Source organism: Rhodococcus koreensis (genome assembly GCF_900105905.1).
GTDB lineage: Bacteria > Actinomycetota > Actinomycetes > Mycobacteriales > Mycobacteriaceae > Rhodococcus_F > Rhodococcus_F koreensis.
Map to the genome: position 1 here is coordinate 4046215 of NZ_FNSV01000005.1, position 16729 is coordinate 4062943.

The following is a 16729-nucleotide window of genomic DNA, read 5'->3' on the forward strand; positions in this document are numbered from 1 at the left end:
CCCCTGCTCGGCGAAGGTGTGCATCGGTCGGCGATCCCGGTCATTCGAGTTTATTCCTGCTCGGGAACGATCGACTGGATTCGATATCGGCGCCGGTCAGTTCAGCTCGTCCGCGCGAGGAGCCCCTCGTCGAGGACCCAGCCGGGCAGGTAGAGCACGACGTCGAAGCCCGCGTGGCGGAGGTACTCGACGACGGCGCCCCGCAGTCGGTGACGCAGAGCCGGCGGGCCGTCCACCGCGATCAGCGCGCCGGACGCCACACCCACCCGTCTCGCGTCCGCGATCAGGCCGGCCAGCAGCCGCGGCGAATTCGGGAAGGGAACCGCCCGGCCGTCGAGGGGACGGTACGGGCCGGTCGGTACCGAAGCCGTCGTGTCGATGCGCAGAAGCGGCAGCGGGGTTCTCCCCGCCTCGTCGGGCTCGAGCCTGCCGGTTTCCAGCGCCGCCTCACGCAGGTTGTCCGCGTCCAGGAGGTGCGGATAGCGGTCGCAGACCGCACCGGTCGAGGTGAACACCGGATCGGTGTGGCGGCCCACGACGAACACTGCGATTCGACGCGCAGCGGACACCTGACTAGGCATGGCGCACCGCCGCGAATGTGCTGCGAAAGAACAACAGGGGCGACCGGTCGACACCGTTCGAGATACGGCGCAGCGCCAGCAGTACGAGGAAGTGGTCGCCGGCGGGGATGGCCTCCGACACCGTGGCCTCGAACCATGCGGACGCATCGTCGATGACGACCGCCCCCGAGGCGGTCACGCGGTAACCGACCGAGTCGAAGCGCCGGTCCGCCTCCTTCGCGGACAGTTGCACCCCGCACGCGCCCTGAGACTCGGCCAGGATGCTCGCGCCGATCGCCTCCGCCCGGGCGATCAGCGGCCAGGTGGCAGATTCGTTGCGGATGGACACGACCATCAGCGGCGGGTCGAGCGAGACGTTGGTGAATGAACTCACCGCCATGCCGACGGGTTCACCGTCCACCATGGCACCGAGCGCGAGAACCCCGCTCGGGATCCGTCCGAAGAAGGTTCGCAGGGTCCGTTGGTCGAATGGCTCGGAGATCGTCGTCATGGCGATGCACTCCCGTGGGATCGGTTCAGGCTGGCACTTCACATCCTCGGACGCCGCCGCCGGTCTGCCATCGGTCGTTGTACGTATCCGGCTACGGATTCGCGCGCTCGGACCGCCGGATACATGTGCGCCGAACTCCGAACTCCGCATGCGATCCGCACGATGACGGATTCCCCTCGGGGTTCGTCGTCGGCACGCTGAGACGCCGAAGCACACCCAACCAGAGAGGTTTCACGCGATGAACGCAATCTGTGCCGAACCGACGAGTGCGGAGGCCGGCGCCTTCGCCTGTGCCCTGGGGGGCTTCGCCGATCTCCGCCTCGGGGCAGCACTCGTACTGATCGGGATTCTTGCCTTCATCGCGAGTGGGGTGGCGATCGTGCTGCCACCTGCTCCGGCGCGCACACCGATCGCGGAATGAGGGAGATCGCAATGTCCCGGCAACCGACAGGAAGAACACAGCTGAACGCCGTCTTCGATGCGGTCGATGCTCTGCGCGACGACATGGTCTCCGTGCTGTCCGACGTGATCGCGATTCCCAGCGTCAATCCCAAATATCCCGGTCAGGTGTATGACGCCGTCGTCGGTGAAGAGGGGCATGTCAGTGAGGTGCTCGCCGAGATCTACCAGGATGCCGGTGCGGACGTCGAAAGATGGGCGGTCGAGCCGGGGCGGACGAATGCGGTCGGCACGATCTCCGGCAGCGGCGGCCCCGGTCGGTCCCTCATTTTCAACGGTCACGTCGACGTCGTTCCGCCGGGCAACTCCGACCGGTGGGAATCGGGAACGCCGTTCTCCGGCCGAATCGACGACGACCGCATCTGGGGCCGCGGTGCGAGCGACATGAAAGCCGGGTTGGTGGCGCAGGCCTTCGCGGTGAAAGCTCTTACCCGCGCCGGAGTTCGATTACAGGGTGACCTGATCATCCAAGCCGTGGTCGGGGAGGAGGTGATGGACCACGAGTGCGGAATCTCGTCCACCCTGGAGCGTGGCTACCGTGCGGACGCCGCGGTGGTCGCGGAACCGAGTGGCCCGACCCGGCTCGGCGTCATTCCGGTCAGTCCCGGTCTGCTGTGGTTCTCGGTCACGGTCGGCGGCAAGACCACCCACTCCTCGATGCGCGGGCAGACCATCCGCGCGGGCGGCGGCGGGTCCAGCGTGGGCGTGAACGCCATCGACAAAGGTTTCCTCGTCTACCAGGCCATTCAGCGTCTCGAGGAGGAGTGGGCGTTCACGAAAACCCATCCGTTGTTCGCTCCGGGACACTTCACCATCCATCCGGGAGTCGTCGCCGGGGGACCTCACGGTGTCCAGGTGCCGTTCTTCTTGTCGGAGTCGATGACCACCGAGTACTGCGTCTGGTATCCACCGCAGGACGACCCGGAGGACGTCAAACGCGAGATCGAAGCCCAGATCGAAGCGATCGCGCAGACCGACGGCTGGCTGCGGGACCACCCGCCCACAGTCGAGTGGAAGCTCAACTGGCCCGCCAACGATCCCGGCGAGGCCGCCGTCGACATCACCGCGGCGGTCTCGGCCGCCCACGTCGCCGCCGCGGGCGACACCCCCTACGCCGGCCCGGCGACGGTCACCGGATTCTGCGCCGTGGAGGACTGCTCCTTCCTCACCCGCGCAGGTGTCCCGGCCATCAGCTACGGCCCCGGTGATCTCCGGGTCTCGCACGCGGACGACGAGTACTGCCTGCTCGACGAGGTGCACACAGCCGCGCGAACCTATGCGGCGCTCGCGCTGGACTGGTGTGCACCGGCCACCAGCTGATCGATCGGAACGGCCGGGGCCGCGGCCGAGACCCGGACACCTGACGCCCACTTCTCGAAGGAATCCACGATGTATCTCACCCAATCACTGCACCGCGCGCTTCAGCAGGAGCCCGACCGCATCGCCACGATCTTCGGGGACCGGGTCCGCACGGTCGCCGAGTCGGTCGATCGGATCGCCCGACTCGGCGGGGCGTTGCGGTCACTCGGAGTCCAGGCCGGCGACCGCGTCGCATTTCTCGGTCTGAACTCCGATCGCTACCACGAGTATCTGTTCGCGGTGCCGTGGATCGGGGGCGTGGTCAACCCGGTCAACATCCGGTGGAGCCCCGCCGAGATCGCCTACTCCCTGACCGACTCGGGCACACGTGTCCTGCTGGTCGACGAGGCTTTCGCGAAAATCGTTCCAGCGCTTCGAGATCAGGTCGAACACTTGCAGATCGCCATCTTCGCCGGGGAGGGCGAAGTCCCGGACACGGCATTCGGATACGAGGACCTGATCGCGGGCAGCGAGGCGGTGGAGGACACGCGGACCGGCGGCGACGCACTGCTGGGCCTGTTCTACACGGGCGGAACAACCGGGCACCCGAAGGGCGTCATGGTGAGCCACGACAACCTCGTCACGTCGGGGCTCGGATCCCTGGCGACCGGCCAGGTGGTCACACACGGCGGGCGGATACTGCACGCCGCCCCGATGTTCCACATGGCCGATATCGCGATGTGGACGATCGGCAATCTCGCCGGTTCCACGCACGTCATCATCCCGACGTTCACCTCCGCCGCCACCCTGAACGCCATCTCCGAACACCACATCACGGATGCATTACTGGTACCGACCATGATCCAGATGCTCGTGGACGACCCGTCCGGGGCCGACATCGACCTCACCAGCGTCGAGCACTTCGTCTACGGCGCCTCACCGATCTCCGAAGCACTACTCGACGGTGCCCGCGCACTCTTTCCCACCGCCCGATTCACCCAGGCATACGGCATGACCGAACTCTCGCCGATCACCACCCTGCTCGCACCGTCCGACCACGACGACCCGGCCTTGACACGCGCAACGGGACGCGCGGTCGCCCACGCTGAGGTACGCATCGTCGACCCCGAGGGCAACGAGGTGCCCCGGGGAACGATCGGCGAAGTCGTCGCGCGCGGCGACCACGTCATGCGCGGGTACTGGAACAAACCCGAGGCCACCGCCGACGCTGTGCGGGACGGTTGGATGCACACCGGCGACGGCGGATACATGGACGACCGCGGATACGTCTTCGTCGTCGACCGTCTCAAGGACATGATCATCACCGGGGGTGAGAACGTCTACTCGGTCGAGGTGGAAAACGCGTTGGCCGAGCACCCCGCGGTGGCCGGATGTGCGGTGATCGGCGTGCCCGACACCCGCTGGGGCGAGCGGGTGCATGCCGTCGTGGTGGTTCACCCCGGCGAAAAGGCGAGCCCGGACGGATTGCGGGAGCACTGCCGGGAACGAATCGCGAGCTACAAGGTGCCCCGCTCCATCGAATTCGTCGACGCACTACCGATGTCCGGGGCAGGCAAGATCCTCAAACGGGAACTGCGCACGCCGCACTGGGAGAATACACGGGTGCCCGGATGAGCATTCCGGCCCCTGCGGCAAATCGACGGGTACGATCTGGTCTGTGAACCTGCCGGCGGCTATCTGGTGGCCCTATCGCTGACGGCCACCCGCGTCACCGTGCCGGCCGGCGCCCGCACGGTGATCCAGCAGGCTCATCCGTCGGGGCACGATTGCAGCGCAGCACGTTCCGGACGCACCCATCGACGAAGGAGAGTTACTTGACCATGTCCCCGGCAACCGGAGCCGAACTGGCTCGTTCATTGGAGCCTCTGGGGGTTGCGGTCCCCTCGGCCGTTCCCACGCATTGGTACAACCTGGCGGCGGATCTTCCGGAACCCGTTCCGCCGCATCTACATCCGGGCACCCGCGAGCCGCTGGGACCGGAGGACCTGGCGCCGCTGTTTCCGGCGAGCCTGATCGAGCAGGAGGTCGCGACCGACCGCTACATCGAGATCCCCGAGACGGTTCGGGAGATCTACGGCATGTGGCGCCCGTCGCCGCTGGTGCGGGCGCATCGGCTCGAGCGGGTGCTCGGCACCCCGGCACGGATCTTTTACAAGTACGAGGGTGTGAGCCCGGTCGGCTCGCACAAGCCGAATACGGCTGTCGCGCAGGCCTACTACAACGCCCTCGAGGGCACCACCAAGCTCACCACCGAGACCGGCGCCGGCCAGTGGGGCGCGTCGTTGTCGTTCGCCGGTGCGCTGCTCGGTCTCGACGTCGAGGTGTGGCAGGTTCGCGCGTCCTACGACGCGAAGCCGTACCGCCGACTCCAGATGGAGGCGTACGGCGGCATCTGCCATCCGTCGCCGTCCGACCTCACCGAGGCGGGACGGGCGATTCTCGCCGAGCACCCCGACACGACGGGTTCGCTGGGCATGGCGATCAGCGAGGCCGTCGAGGTTGCCGCCAAAGACCCGCGCGCACACTACTCACTGGGCAGTGTCCTCAACCACGTCATGCTCCACCAGACCGTGATCGGCCAGGAAGCGATGGCCCAGCTGGAGGAGGCGGGCGAGCCGGTCGCGCACACGGTATTCGGTTGCGCCGGCGGCGGTTCCAACCTTGCCGGCCTGACGTTCCCGTTCCTCGGCCGCAACTTGCGCGAGGGCACCACCACCCGCCTCGTCGCGTGTGAGCCGGCGGCCTGCCCGTCGCTCACACAGGGCGAGTACCGCTACGACTTCGGAGACGTCGCGGGTCTGACTCCGCTGTTGAAGATGTACACGCTGGGCAACGACTTCGTTCCGCCTGCAATCCACGCGGGCGGTCTGCGGTACCACGGCATGTCGCCGATGGTCTCGCACGCCGTCGCCCTCGGACTGATGGAGGCGACCGCGATCGAACAGGACGACGCACTTACCGCGGGCCTGCTCTTCGCCCGCGCCGAAGGCATCATCCCCGCTCCGGAATCCACGCACGGCGTGGCCGCGGCCATCGCGCATGCCCGCACGGTCACCGAACCGGAGGTCGTGGTCATCGGACTGTCCGGCAACGGCCAGCTGGACCTCCCCGCGTACAGCCGGTACGTCTGATCGATGTGCCGAGGCAGACCCCCGGGTCCGCCTCGGCGGTCACCGGCGCAGCGTCGACAACCTGCTCACCAGGCGGTCGACGTCGAGGGTGCCCGCGAGTCCGCTGAACATGCCCTCCCTCGGCGAGTCCGCCACGACGGTCAGCGCGGTGCCGCGGTCGTACAGCACGTCGACGACGTTCGCGAACCGTCGCACGGTGTCCGGGCCGGCCTCCCGCAACCGGGGCACACCGGTGATCACCCAGCAGCCGTACCGCTCGGACAGGTCGAGGTAGTCGGCGGGCGCGGTCGGGGTACCGCACAGCGCCGCGAACTCGAACCAGACCGTCCGGTCGCGTACCGCCGCTGCCGTCACGGTCCGCGTGCCGACGGTCAGGGCGACCCGCTCGCACAGGGCCGGAACCTCCACTTCGGACGCATTGACGAAGCGGCCGGCGGCGAATCCGGCAGCCGGCGCTCCCGCGGTGCGGTAGTCGACGGGTCCGGCCACCCTCACGACGGTCAGATTCTGCTGCAGCACGGTGATCGTCGGCTCGAACAGGTGATGGAATAGCGGGTTGGGCAGCAGTCCTTCGGGCGGATAGTTCGACGTCACCACCAGCGTGATGCCGCGGGCGAACAGCGCCTTCAGCAGCCGCGCCACCAGCATCGCGTCCCCGACGTCGTGGAGGTGGAACTCGTCGAAGCACAGCAACCGGACGTCGCCGAGCGCCGCGTCGATCGCGAGGTCGATGGACCCCAGCGCGTGCGCGTCGGCGTGGAGGCGGCGGAAGAACGAGTGAAAGTGCACGCGCCGTTTCGGGACCTCGGAAGCCGCGTGGAAGCGATCCATCAGCCAGGTTTTGCCACGTCCGACGGGCCCCCACAGGTACACGCCGCGAACCCCGGGTCTCCCCTGCGCCAGGCCGTCGGCGGTCTCGTCCAGGACAGCCGCGGCCGAGCGCTGCGCGTCGTCCAGCAGAACCTCTACATCCACGGAAGGAGACACTACGAACGGGGAGTCTCGGGCGACAAGCAGATGTGAGGAGGGCGACTGCGCGGCGCGACGGCCCGAAGGAGGCAAGTGGGGCGACGAGAAGCCCGCATTTCTGCGAAGATCGTGACGTGAACCCCCAGTACCTCAGCCGTCTCCCCGACAGCGGTTTCGACCGCGTCGACGCACTCCTCGCGCCCGTGGACAGCGACCTCGCGGCGGCGTTTCCGGGTGATCGGCAGCAACCGCAGCCCATCCACACCGTCTACGTGAGCGCGGCGGACGCCGGCCCGGACACCCCGAGGGTGTGGGGTGAGCAGGCTGTCGAACTGCTGGACAGGTACACCGAGGCACTGTCCGAAATCGGCACGACCGGTGCACTTCCCGACGTGCGCGCGACGCTCGAGCGCAGTCCGATCCAGGATCTGCGGATCGACTTCGAGGACGGCTTCGGCTGGCGGAGCGACGACGTCGAGGACGCGGCCGCACTGGAGACGGGTCGCACGCTGCGACAGCTGTCGTCCGATCTGTCCGGACCGCGGTCGCTGGGGATCCGCGCGAAGGGCCTGGCGCCGCACGAGCGCCGCCGCGGGATCCGCACGCTCGAACTCGTCCTCGAAGGCGCGGGTGGGGTTCCCGACGGCTTCGTGTTCACCGTGCCGAAACTGCGTGCAGCCCAGCAGGTCACCGCCGTCGTCGCGTTGTGCGAGGAACTGGAGAGCGCGTACGGGCTTCCTGACGGGTCGCTGCGCTTCGAGTTGCAGATCGAGAGCCCGCAGGCCGTCCTCGGGCCGGACGGCACCGTGACCGTCGCGAAGGCGATCCAGCTCGCCGAGGGACGCTGCACCGGATTGCACTACGGCACTTACGACTACAGCGCGGCCTGCGGAATCGCCTCCCGGTTCCAGTCGCTCGAGCACCCGGTGGCCGACCATGCCAAGTCCGTGATGCTGGTGGCGGCGGCCCAGACCGGGGTGTGGGTGTGCGACGGATCCACCCAGGTGGTCCCGCAGGGCAGCGACGAGGAGATCCGCGCGGCGCTGGCCCGGCACTACCGGCTCGTCACCCGTTCGCTCGAACGCGGGTACTACCAGGGGTGGGATATGCATCCCGGGCATCTGATCACCCGCTGGCTCGCGACGTTCGACTTCTACCGCGACGCCCTGCCCGCCGCGGCCACCCGCCTGCAGGCCTACCTCGACCGCCAGGGCGGCGGGGTGATGGACGAACCGGCCACCGCGCAGGCCCTCGCGACGGTGGTGCTGCGGGGGCTGGCGTGCGGAGCGTTCGACGAGGACGCGGTCCGCGCGCAGGCCCCCGGATGCACGGTGGACACGCTCCGCGACCTCCTCACCCGGGTGGTGGTCCCGGAGAGCTGACCGCCTCCCCGCCCACGAGGACCACCCGCACCACCCCCTCCGAGGTCCTACACTTGGCCCACGCCCGATCAGGAGGTACCAGCGCCCGTGACCCCGAACGCCTTGACCCCGCCCAGCTTCCGGAGTCTGCCGGACCTGGCCGTACGCACACTCGGCGGCGCCGTCGTGTGGGCCAACGACGAGCTGTTCGCCGAGCGGGAGAACCTCATCCGCCCGACGGCCGCCGTGTACCAGCCGGCGACGTTCGGGCACAAGGGTCAGGTGTACGACGGCTGGGAGACCCGCCGTCGCCGGGTGGCGGGGACGGACGAGGCGATCGTCCGGCTCGGGGTTCCCGGTGTGGTGCGCGGCGTCGTGGTCGACACCGCCTGGTTCAAGGGCAACTACCCACCGGAGGTCTCCGTGCAGGCCGCGTCCGTCGACGGCTACCCGTCCGCCGACGAACTGGTCGGCGCCGACTGGACCACGATCGTCGAGCGCAGCCCCGTTCAGGGTGACACCGAGAATCCGTTCGCGGTCGACTCCGGCGCTCGGTGGACGCACGTGAAGCTCACGATGCACCCGGACGGCGGTGTCGCCCGGCTCCGGGTGCACGGCGAGGGCCGTCCCGACCCCCGTTTCCTCGACGCGGGCCCCGTCGATCTCGCGGCGCTCGAGAACGGCGCCCGAGTCAGGTCCTGTTCCAACATGTTCTACGGGTCGCCGCAGAACATGCTGCTCCCCGGTCTCGCCCGGGTGATGGGCGACGGCTGGGAGACGTCCCGCCGCCGCGACGACGGCAACGACTGGGTCGAGATCCGGCTCGCCGCCCAGGGCACGGTGTCGCTGGCCGAACTCGACACCTCCTACTTCCTCGGCAATGCCCCCGGCGAGGCGAGCCTCCTTGGCCGGGACGGCGACGGTGAGTGGACGGATCTGCTTCCGCGGACGCGCCTGCAGCCCGACACGAGGCACCGCTTCGTCATCGACAGCGACCGGCCCGTCACGGAGGCTCGGCTCGACATCTTCCCGGATGGCGGCATGGCGCGGTTGCGGTTGTGGGGTTCCCTGACCGACGCGGGTCGGGCAGGGTTGACGGCATGACTCACGGTTTCGATGACAGCTATCCCCGTGACCTGGTCGGATACGGGCCGCACCCGCCCGATCCGCAGTGGCCGGGCGGCGCGAAGATCGCTGTCCAGTTCGTCCTCAACTACGAGGAGGGCGCCGAGAACAACGTCCTCCACGGCGACGACGCGTCGGAGACGTTCCTGTCGGAGATGGTCGGTGCGCAGCCGTTCCCGAATCGGCACATGAGCATGGAATCGATCTATGAATACGGTTCCCGCGCCGGGCTGTGGCGGGTGCTCCGGGCGTTCGAGCGGCGCGGACTGCCGCTCACGATCTTCGCGGTGGCCAAGGCCATGCAGCGGAACCCGGAGGCCGTCAGCGCCTTTCGCGAACTCGGTCACGAGATCGCCTGCCACGGCCTGTGGTGGAAGTCGTACCAGCTGTCCGACGAGGACGCCGAACGCAGGGACCTGGCCGAGGCGGTGGAGATCCTGCGGGACCTCACCGGCGAAGCCCCGCTGGGCTGGTACACCGGCCGCGACTCCCCGCTCACCCGGCGACTGGTGGTCGAGCACGGCGGCTTCGAGTACGACTCCGACTCGTACGCCGACGACCTGCCCTACTGGGTGAAGGTCGACGCCCCCGGGAAGGGCCTCGTCGACCACCTGGTGGTGCCGTACACCCTCGACACCAACGACATGCGGTTCGCGTCCCCCGGCGGTTTCCCGAGCGGCGAGCAGTTCTTCGCGCACCTGCGGGACGCCTTCGACGTCCTGTACGCGGAGGGCACGGCCGGGGCGCCGAAGATGCTGTCCGTGGGTCTGCACTGCCGCATCGTCGGCAGGCCCGCCCGCACCGCGGCGCTGGAGCGTTTCCTCGACCACGTGCAGTCCCACGACGACGTGTGGGTCGCCCGGCGCATCGAGATCGCCCGCCACTGGCGCGCCGTCCACCCCGCCTGAGGACGGACCGATGCCCCCGCGAAGACCGTCCTTGCTGGTCACGAACCTGGCCAACCGGGATCCCGGCAGCTCGCAGACCGTGATCCTGGAGGAACTGCGCCGGGTGATCCTCAGCGGCGGCGCCCCGCCGGGCACCCCGATTCCGGTGGACGAGGTGGCCGAGCACTTCGGTGTCAGCCGCATCCCGATCCGGGAGTCGCTGAAGACGCTGATCGGCGAGGGTCTCGTCGATCACCGGGCCAATGCCGGATACACGGTTGCCCGGCTGACCGTCGACGAACTCGAGGAGCTCTACCTGGTGCGGGGCGTCCTCGAGTCGGCGGCGCACTCGGTGGCCATCACCCTGGCCGACGAGGCCGACGACACGAGGGCCCGGGAGACGTACGCGGCGCTCGACCGCTCGGTTCTCGAGGACGACCTGACCGCGTATCACCGGGAGAGCCGCAACTTCCACCTCGCCCTGGCGTCGCCGTGCCGGATGCAGCGGCTGCTGCACATGTTCGAGGCGGCGTGGAACATCACCGAGCCGGTGCAGCCGATGTCGCAGGTCGATACCCCGGAGCGGCTGCGCCTGCACCTCGGGCACCGCGACATGCTCGCGGCGTTCCTCGCCCGGGACGCCGCGGCGCTGAAGGCGGCCACCGATCGGCACAACGAACAACTCGACACGGTGATCGCCGCCCTGCCCACGGACACCGGGATCTTCCGGGACACGCCCGGGTAGGCCGTGCGGCAAGATATATTCTCGGCCCGATCGGGCGCCCGCGAGAATATATCTTCGCCGTCACAGTCAGGAAATATCCGAAAACTACTTTTGCTCCCAGCGCTTCGGTGGTGTGCTTTTCACCGAGGCACCCTCACGTCGAAGCAGTCGTCTCCGGACTGCACCAGGGAGCAAAACGATGACTCAGACAGCGCCCTCCTCCTCCGAAGGGGAAACCGTCCCCGGTGCACACCTGGCCGGCGCCGGGCTGATCAAACCCGGCTACCACCCGCGACTGACCAACGACGACCTCGCGCCGCTGAAGACCCAGTCGTGGTCGTCGTACAACATCTTCGCGTTCTGGATGTCCGACGTGCACAGCGTCGGCGGGTACGTCACCGCGGGCAGCCTGTTCGCGCTCGGGCTGACCAGCTGGCAGGTCCTCGTCGCCCTCGTGGTCGGCATCGCGATCGTCAACGTGTTCGCGAACCTGGTGGCCAAACCCAGCCAGGTCACCGGTGTCCCCTACCCGGTCATGTGCCGCAGCGCCTTCGGCGTCCTGGGCGCGAACGTCCCGGCCGTCATCCGCGGCCTCATCGCGGTGGCCTGGTACGGAATCCAGACCTACCTGGCGTCGCACGCGCTCGTGATCCTCGGCCTGAAGATCTGGCCGGGCCTGGCGCCCTGGGCGGACGTGCACGAGCACGGATTCCTCGGCCTGTCGGCGCTCGGCTGGGCCGGGTTCATGACGATGTGGGTGCTGCAGGCGCTGGTCTTCTGGCGCGGCATGGAAAGCATCCGCAAGTTCATCGACTTCTGCGGCCCCGCCGTCTACGTCGTGATGTTGATGCTCGCCATCTATCTGATCAGCGAGGCCGGCTGGTCGAACATCAGCCTGAACCTCGGCGAGGTGAACTACACCGGCTGGTCGGCGGTGCCCGTGGTGCTGGGCGCGATCGCCCTTGTCGTGTCGTACTTCTCGGGCCCGATGCTCAACTTCGGCGACTTCTCCCGGTACGGAAAGACGTTCGCCGCGGTCAAGCGCGGCAACTTCCTCGGTCTCCCGGTGAACTTCCTGTTCTTCTCGATCCTCACCGTCGTCACCGCGTCGGCGACCCTGCCCGTGTACGGCCGCCTGATCACCGATCCGGTCGAGACGGTCGCGCAGATGGACAACCTGTTCGCCGTCGTCCTCGGCCTGCTCACCTTCATCGTCGCCACCATCGGTATCAACATCGTCGCCAACTTCGTGTCCCCGGCCTTCGACTTCTCGCACGTCAGCCCGCAGCGAATCAGCTGGCGCACGGGCGGAATGATCGCCGCCGTCGGATCGGTCCTGATCACCCCGTGGAACCTGTACAACAACCCGGAGGTGATCCACTACACGCTCGAGACGCTCGGCGCCTTCATCGGGCCGCTGTTCGGAATCCTCATCGCGGACTACTACCTGGTGCGCAGGCAGCGGATCATCCTCGACGACATGTTCACCATGTCGCACGACGGAACATACTGGTACAAGAAGGGTTACAACCCGGCCGCGATCATCTCCACCGTCGTCGGCGCGATCGTCGCGATGGTTCCCGTGATCCTCAAGGCCCAGCCGTTCGGACTCGACGTGTGGGGCATGGCCGGCGCCGCCCAGTACTCGTGGTTCCTGGGCATGGGCATCGGATTCCTCTGCTATTTCGCACTGTCCACCGGCGCGCGTCGTGCGCACCGCACGGCCCCGGCCGAGGCGTAGGTCGAGGACCGTGCACATCAAGATCGTCAATCCCAACACCACCCGGGCGATGACCGACAAGATCGGCGACTGCGCCCGCTCCGTCGCCGGGCCCGGGACGCTCGTCGAGGCGGTGAGCCCGCAGATGGGCCCCGCCTCCATCGAGAGTCACTACGACGAAGCACTCAGTGTCCCCGGGCTTCTCGAGGAGATCGCGCGCGGCGAGGAGGCCGGCGTGGACGGGTACGTGATCGCCTGCTTCGGCGATCCGGGCCTCGACGCGGCCCGGGAACTGGCCTCCGGCCCCGTGCTCGGCATCGCCGAGGCGGCCATGCACACCGCGAGCTTCCTGGGCCGCGGGTTCAGCGTCGTCACCACACTGGGACGCACCCGGGGGCGGGCGTGGGAACTCGCCGAACGGTATGGCATGCAACGCTTCTGCCTCGGGGTGCACGCGTGCGAGATCGCGGTCCTCGACCTCGACCGGGACCCGGACGCGGTGAAGGTGATCACCGAGGCCTGCCGCGTCGCCCTCGACCGGGACGGTTCGGACGCGATCGTGCTGGGCTGCGCGGGCATGGCGGATCTGTGCGCGGTCATCTCGGCGGAACTCGGCGTGCCGGTGGTCGACGGCGTGGCGGCGGCGACCCTCATGGTGCAGTCCCTCGTGACGCTCGGTCTGCGGACCGGCGCGCGCGGCGAGTTCGCGGCTCCCCTGCCCAAGAAGTACACCGGACTGCTCGAGGGTTTCGGTCGCTGACCCCGAATGGCTGCGCTCTGTGCGCCATAGTGGTAGCCAGAGGTACCGAAAAGGCGCACGAGCGAGGAGCCGTCATGACCGAACCGCCCGGCCTGATCGCGTTCAACGCTCTGAGCGACGCGCGGGCCGTCGACCTGCTGGTGCAGTGCTGCGCGTCGACGGTGTGGGCGAAGCGGATGGCCGCCGAGCGGCCGTTCCCGTCCGCCGACGCGCTGCACACCGCCGCCGACAACGTGCTGGCCGACCTGAGCGAGTCCGAGGTCGACGCGGCGCTGGCCGGTCATCCGCGGATCGGCGACCGCGCGGACAACCCCTCGTCGGCGCGCGAACAGTCGGCGGTCGCGTCCGCCGACGACGACGTCCGCGCGCGCCTGCGGGCGGGTAACGAGGAGTACGAGCAGAAGTTCGGGCACGTCTACCTGGTGTGCGCGTCCGGTCGGTCGGCGCAGGAACTACTCGACGTGCTGCACGCGCGTCTCGGCAACGACGCCGCGACGGAACGCACGATCCTGCGGACCGAACTCGCCGCCATCAACCGGTTGCGCCTGGAACGCCTTCTCGGCGAGATCGGAGACACGGTCCCCTGATGTCCAAGATCCTGAGCACCCACGTACTGGACGCCACCGACGGCACACCCGCAACGGGGGTGCACGTGCAGCTGGTGTCCTCGGCCGGCGACGTCCTCGCGAGCGCGACGACCGATTCGGACGGCCGCATCGCCGAGATCGCGCCGGACGGTCTGACCGCGGCCACCTATTCGCTGGTCTTCGCCACCGGCGACTACTTCGCCGCCCGCGGCCGGGAGACGTTCTACCCGGAGGTGACCGTCACGTTCGTCCTCGACGACCCGCAGCGGGGATATCACGTCCCGTTGCTGTTGTCCCCGTTCGCCTATTCCACCTACCGCGGGAGCTGAAGAATGACCGACCTCACCGGCGCCATCGTCCTGGGCGAGCACCAGTACGGCAAGGCCGAGAACCGCGTCGTGCGGATCTACCGCGACACCCCGCGACACGAAATCCGGGACGTGAGCGTGTCGACGTGCCTGCGCGGCGACTTCTCGGCCGCGCACCTCGCCGGCGACCAGAGTTCGGTGCTGCCCACCGACACCCAGAAGCAGACGGCGTACTCCTACGCGAAGGAGAAGGGACTCGACTCCATCGAGGAGTACGGGCTGACGCTGGCACGGCACTTCGTGGACGACGTGGCCCCGGTCGTGGGCGCTCGCATCGAGATCGAGGAGTACGCGTGGCAGCGCGCGGTGGTCGACGGGGCGGAACACGACCACACCTGGGTGCGCAAGGGCGAGGAGGTGCGCACCGCGGCGATCACCGTCGACGCCGACGGCACGTGGGTGGTCGGCGGGCTGAAGGATCTGGTGATCCTGAAGTCCACGGGCAGCGAATTCTTCGGATTCCTGAAGGACGAGTACACGATCCTCGAGGAGACGCACGACCGGGTGATGGCGACGTCGCTGGTCGTGCAGTGGCGGTTCGTCACCACCGACGTGGACTGGAACAGCGTCTACGCCGGCATCAAGGAACAGATCGTCGCGACGTTCGCGACCGTCCATTCGCTCGCCCTGCAGCAGACGCTGTACGAGATCGGCAAGGCGATCCTGGAGCGCTACCCCGTGCTCGCGGAGGTGCGCCTGTCCGCCCCGAACAAGCACCACTTCGCCCACGACCTCGCCCGTTTCGGCGTGGAGAACGACAACGAGGTCTTCCACGCCGCCGACCGCCCGTACGGCCTGATCCAGGCCACGGTGCAGCGTTCCGACGCCCCGGACCCCGGACCCGCATGGTCCGCGTACGCGGGGTGGCTCAGCTGATGTCCGAGGGCCCCGGCACGGTCGTCGTCTCCGGTGCGTACGTCGCCACCGTCGACACGTCGGGCACCGAGCATCCGGACGGCTACGTCGTCGTCCGGGGCAACCGCATCGTCGACGTCGGTGCCGGTCCCGCGCCGGAGATCGAGGGCGCACGGGTCGTCGACGGACGCGGCTGCCTGCTGACACCCGGACTGGTGAACACCCACCACCACCTGTACCAGTGGATCACCCGCGGGCTCGCCGCCGACGACAACCTGTTCGGCTGGCTGACCACCCTCTACCCGATCTGGGCGGGCATCGACGCCGACGCCGTCCGGACGGCGGCCACCGGCGGTCTCGCCTGGCTGGCGAAACACGGGTGCACGACCACGACCGACCACCATTACGTCGTGCCCCGCGACGGCGGCGACGTATTCGGTGCCGAGATCGAGGCCGCCCGGACCGTCGGGCTGCGGTTCCACCCCAGCCGGGGGTCGATGGACCTCGGCCACAGCCGGGGCGGGTTGCCACCAGACTCCGTGGTGGAGCGTCTCGACGACGTCCTCACCGGCACCCAGGACGTCATCGACCGCTGGCACGACCCGGCGCCCGACTCGATGCTGCGGGTCGCGGTGGCGCCCTGCTCCCCGTTCTCCGTCACCGCCGACCTGCTGACCGAGGCCGCGGCCCTCGCCCGGTCCGCCGGCGTGCGACTGCACACCCACCTCGCGGAAACCGTTGACGAGCAGGACTTCTGCCTCGACCGGTTCGGCTGCACCCCGGTTCAGTACATGGAGCGACTCGGCTGGGTGGGTCCCGACGTCTGGTACGCCCACGCCGTCCACCTCGACGACGTCGCGATCACCACCCTGGCCGGCACCGGCACGGGCGTCGCCCACTGCCCCACGTCCAACGCCCGCCTCGGCGCCGGGATCGCCCGGGCCCGGGACCTCCACGCGGCCGGGGTCCCGCTGGGACTCGGTGTCGACGGCGCCGCCAGCAACGAGGCGTGCAACATGCTCGAGGAGGCCCGCCACGCCGTGCTGTTCGCCCGGGCACGCGGCGGCCCGCGCGAGATGACGGTGCGCACCGCGCTCGAACTCGCCACCATCGGCGGGGCCCGGGTGCTCGGCCGGGACGACGAACTCGGCTCCGTCGAACCCGGCAAACTGGCCGACCTCGCACTGTGGCGGGTCGACACCCTCGCACATTCCGGCATCACCGACCCGGTGGCGGCTTTGGTTCTCGGGGCCACGGCGCCGCTGGAGTTGCTTCTGGTGAACGGGCGCGCCGTCGTCGAGCGTGGAAGAGTGATCACCGTGAACGAGGACGACGTCGCCGCGGAGGTCGAGCAGGCCCACCGGGCCCTGGTGCGCAAGGCGGGGTGAGACC

General features: G+C 68.8%; 17 protein-coding genes. 14 read left to right on the forward strand and 3 right to left on the reverse strand.

Annotation, left to right across the window (positions count from 1 at the left end; all coding sequences use genetic code 11):
• Positions 1-101: 101 nt before the first annotated feature.
• Both BLV94_RS22945 and BLV94_RS22950 read right to left on the reverse strand, forming a co-directional pair.
• The gene (locus tag BLV94_RS22945; RefSeq protein ID WP_143051415.1) at positions 102-581 is read right to left on the reverse strand and encodes a hypothetical protein; all 480 of its coding nucleotides are present in this window, start codon (positions 579-581) and stop codon (positions 102-104) included.
• Positions 574-1071, reverse strand: coding sequence for a flavin reductase family protein (locus BLV94_RS22950; protein WP_072939401.1), 498 nt, complete (start codon positions 1069-1071; stop codon positions 574-576). The genes BLV94_RS22945 and BLV94_RS22950 overlap by 8 nt, the downstream gene beginning before the upstream one ends.
• Positions 1072-1309: 238 nt before the next feature.
• Here BLV94_RS22950 and BLV94_RS22955 point away from each other — a divergent pair, with 238 nt between their 5' ends.
• The 4 genes from BLV94_RS22955 (at position 1310) to BLV94_RS22970 (ending at position 5981) form a co-directional block, all read left to right on the forward strand.
• A complete protein-coding gene (locus BLV94_RS22955) occupies positions 1310-1492 on the forward strand; it encodes a hypothetical protein (RefSeq protein ID WP_072939404.1) in 183 nt (60 codons plus the stop codon).
• Positions 1493-1503: 11 nt separating this feature from the next.
• Positions 1504-2850, forward strand: a complete 1347-nt coding sequence (locus tag BLV94_RS22960; protein ID WP_072939576.1) for an ArgE/DapE family deacylase — start codon at positions 1504-1506, stop codon at positions 2848-2850.
• 69 nt (positions 2851-2919) lie between these two features.
• A complete protein-coding gene (locus tag BLV94_RS22965; protein WP_072939406.1) occupies positions 2920-4464 on the forward strand; it encodes a long-chain-fatty-acid--CoA ligase in 1545 nt (514 codons plus the stop codon).
• Positions 4465-4664: 200 nt separating this feature from the next.
• Positions 4665-5981: a TrpB-like pyridoxal phosphate-dependent enzyme gene (locus tag BLV94_RS22970; RefSeq protein WP_072939409.1), complete on the forward strand. Its 1317-nt coding sequence runs from the start codon at positions 4665-4667 to the stop codon at positions 5979-5981.
• A 39-nt stretch (positions 5982-6020) separates the two neighbouring features.
• On the opposite strand, the gene zapE is transcribed toward BLV94_RS22970, so the two are convergent.
• A complete protein-coding gene (zapE, locus tag BLV94_RS22975) occupies positions 6021-6938 on the reverse strand; it encodes a cell division protein ZapE (protein ID WP_072939579.1) in 918 nt (305 codons plus the stop codon).
• A 146-nt stretch (positions 6939-7084) separates the two neighbouring features.
• Here zapE and BLV94_RS22980 point away from each other — a divergent pair, with 146 nt between their 5' ends.
• From BLV94_RS22980 to BLV94_RS23025, 10 genes are all read left to right on the forward strand, one after another.
• On the forward strand, positions 7085-8332 hold the full coding sequence (locus tag BLV94_RS22980; protein WP_072939411.1) for a DUF6986 family protein: 1248 nt from the start codon (positions 7085-7087) through the stop codon (positions 8330-8332).
• 87 nt (positions 8333-8419) lie between these two features.
• Positions 8420-9415, forward strand: a complete 996-nt coding sequence (gene alc, locus BLV94_RS22985) for an allantoicase (protein WP_072939413.1) — start codon at positions 8420-8422, stop codon at positions 9413-9415.
• Positions 9412-10344 (forward strand): allantoinase PuuE, encoded by a 933-nt coding sequence (gene puuE / locus BLV94_RS22990; RefSeq protein WP_072939415.1) that lies wholly within the window; start codon positions 9412-9414, stop codon positions 10342-10344. Before alc ends, puuE begins: the two co-directional genes overlap by 4 nt.
• Positions 10345-10354: 10 nt before the next feature.
• The gene (locus BLV94_RS22995; RefSeq protein ID WP_072939418.1) at positions 10355-11068 is read left to right on the forward strand and encodes a GntR family transcriptional regulator; all 714 of its coding nucleotides are present in this window, start codon (positions 10355-10357) and stop codon (positions 11066-11068) included.
• Between the two features lie 178 nt (positions 11069-11246).
• Positions 11247-12788, forward strand: coding sequence for an NCS1 family nucleobase:cation symporter-1 (locus BLV94_RS23000; protein ID WP_072939421.1), 1542 nt, complete (start codon positions 11247-11249; stop codon positions 12786-12788).
• 10 nt (positions 12789-12798) lie between these two features.
• On the forward strand, positions 12799-13527 hold the full coding sequence (locus tag BLV94_RS23005; protein WP_072939425.1) for an aspartate/glutamate racemase family protein: 729 nt from the start codon (positions 12799-12801) through the stop codon (positions 13525-13527).
• 74 nt (positions 13528-13601) lie between these two features.
• Positions 13602-14114, forward strand: a complete 513-nt coding sequence (gene uraD, locus BLV94_RS23010) for a 2-oxo-4-hydroxy-4-carboxy-5-ureidoimidazoline decarboxylase (RefSeq protein WP_072939428.1) — start codon at positions 13602-13604, stop codon at positions 14112-14114.
• A complete protein-coding gene (gene uraH / locus BLV94_RS23015) occupies positions 14114-14443 on the forward strand; it encodes a hydroxyisourate hydrolase (RefSeq protein WP_072939430.1) in 330 nt (109 codons plus the stop codon). The genes uraD and uraH overlap by 1 nt, the downstream gene beginning before the upstream one ends.
• Positions 14444-14446: 3 nt before the next feature.
• Positions 14447-15358: a factor-independent urate hydroxylase gene (gene pucL / locus BLV94_RS23020; RefSeq protein ID WP_072939432.1), complete on the forward strand. Its 912-nt coding sequence runs from the start codon at positions 14447-14449 to the stop codon at positions 15356-15358.
• The gene (locus tag BLV94_RS23025) at positions 15358-16725 is read left to right on the forward strand and encodes an 8-oxoguanine deaminase (RefSeq protein ID WP_072939582.1); all 1368 of its coding nucleotides are present in this window, start codon (positions 15358-15360) and stop codon (positions 16723-16725) included. The genes pucL and BLV94_RS23025 overlap by 1 nt, the downstream gene beginning before the upstream one ends.
• The last annotated feature ends 4 nt before the right edge of the window (positions 16726-16729 follow it).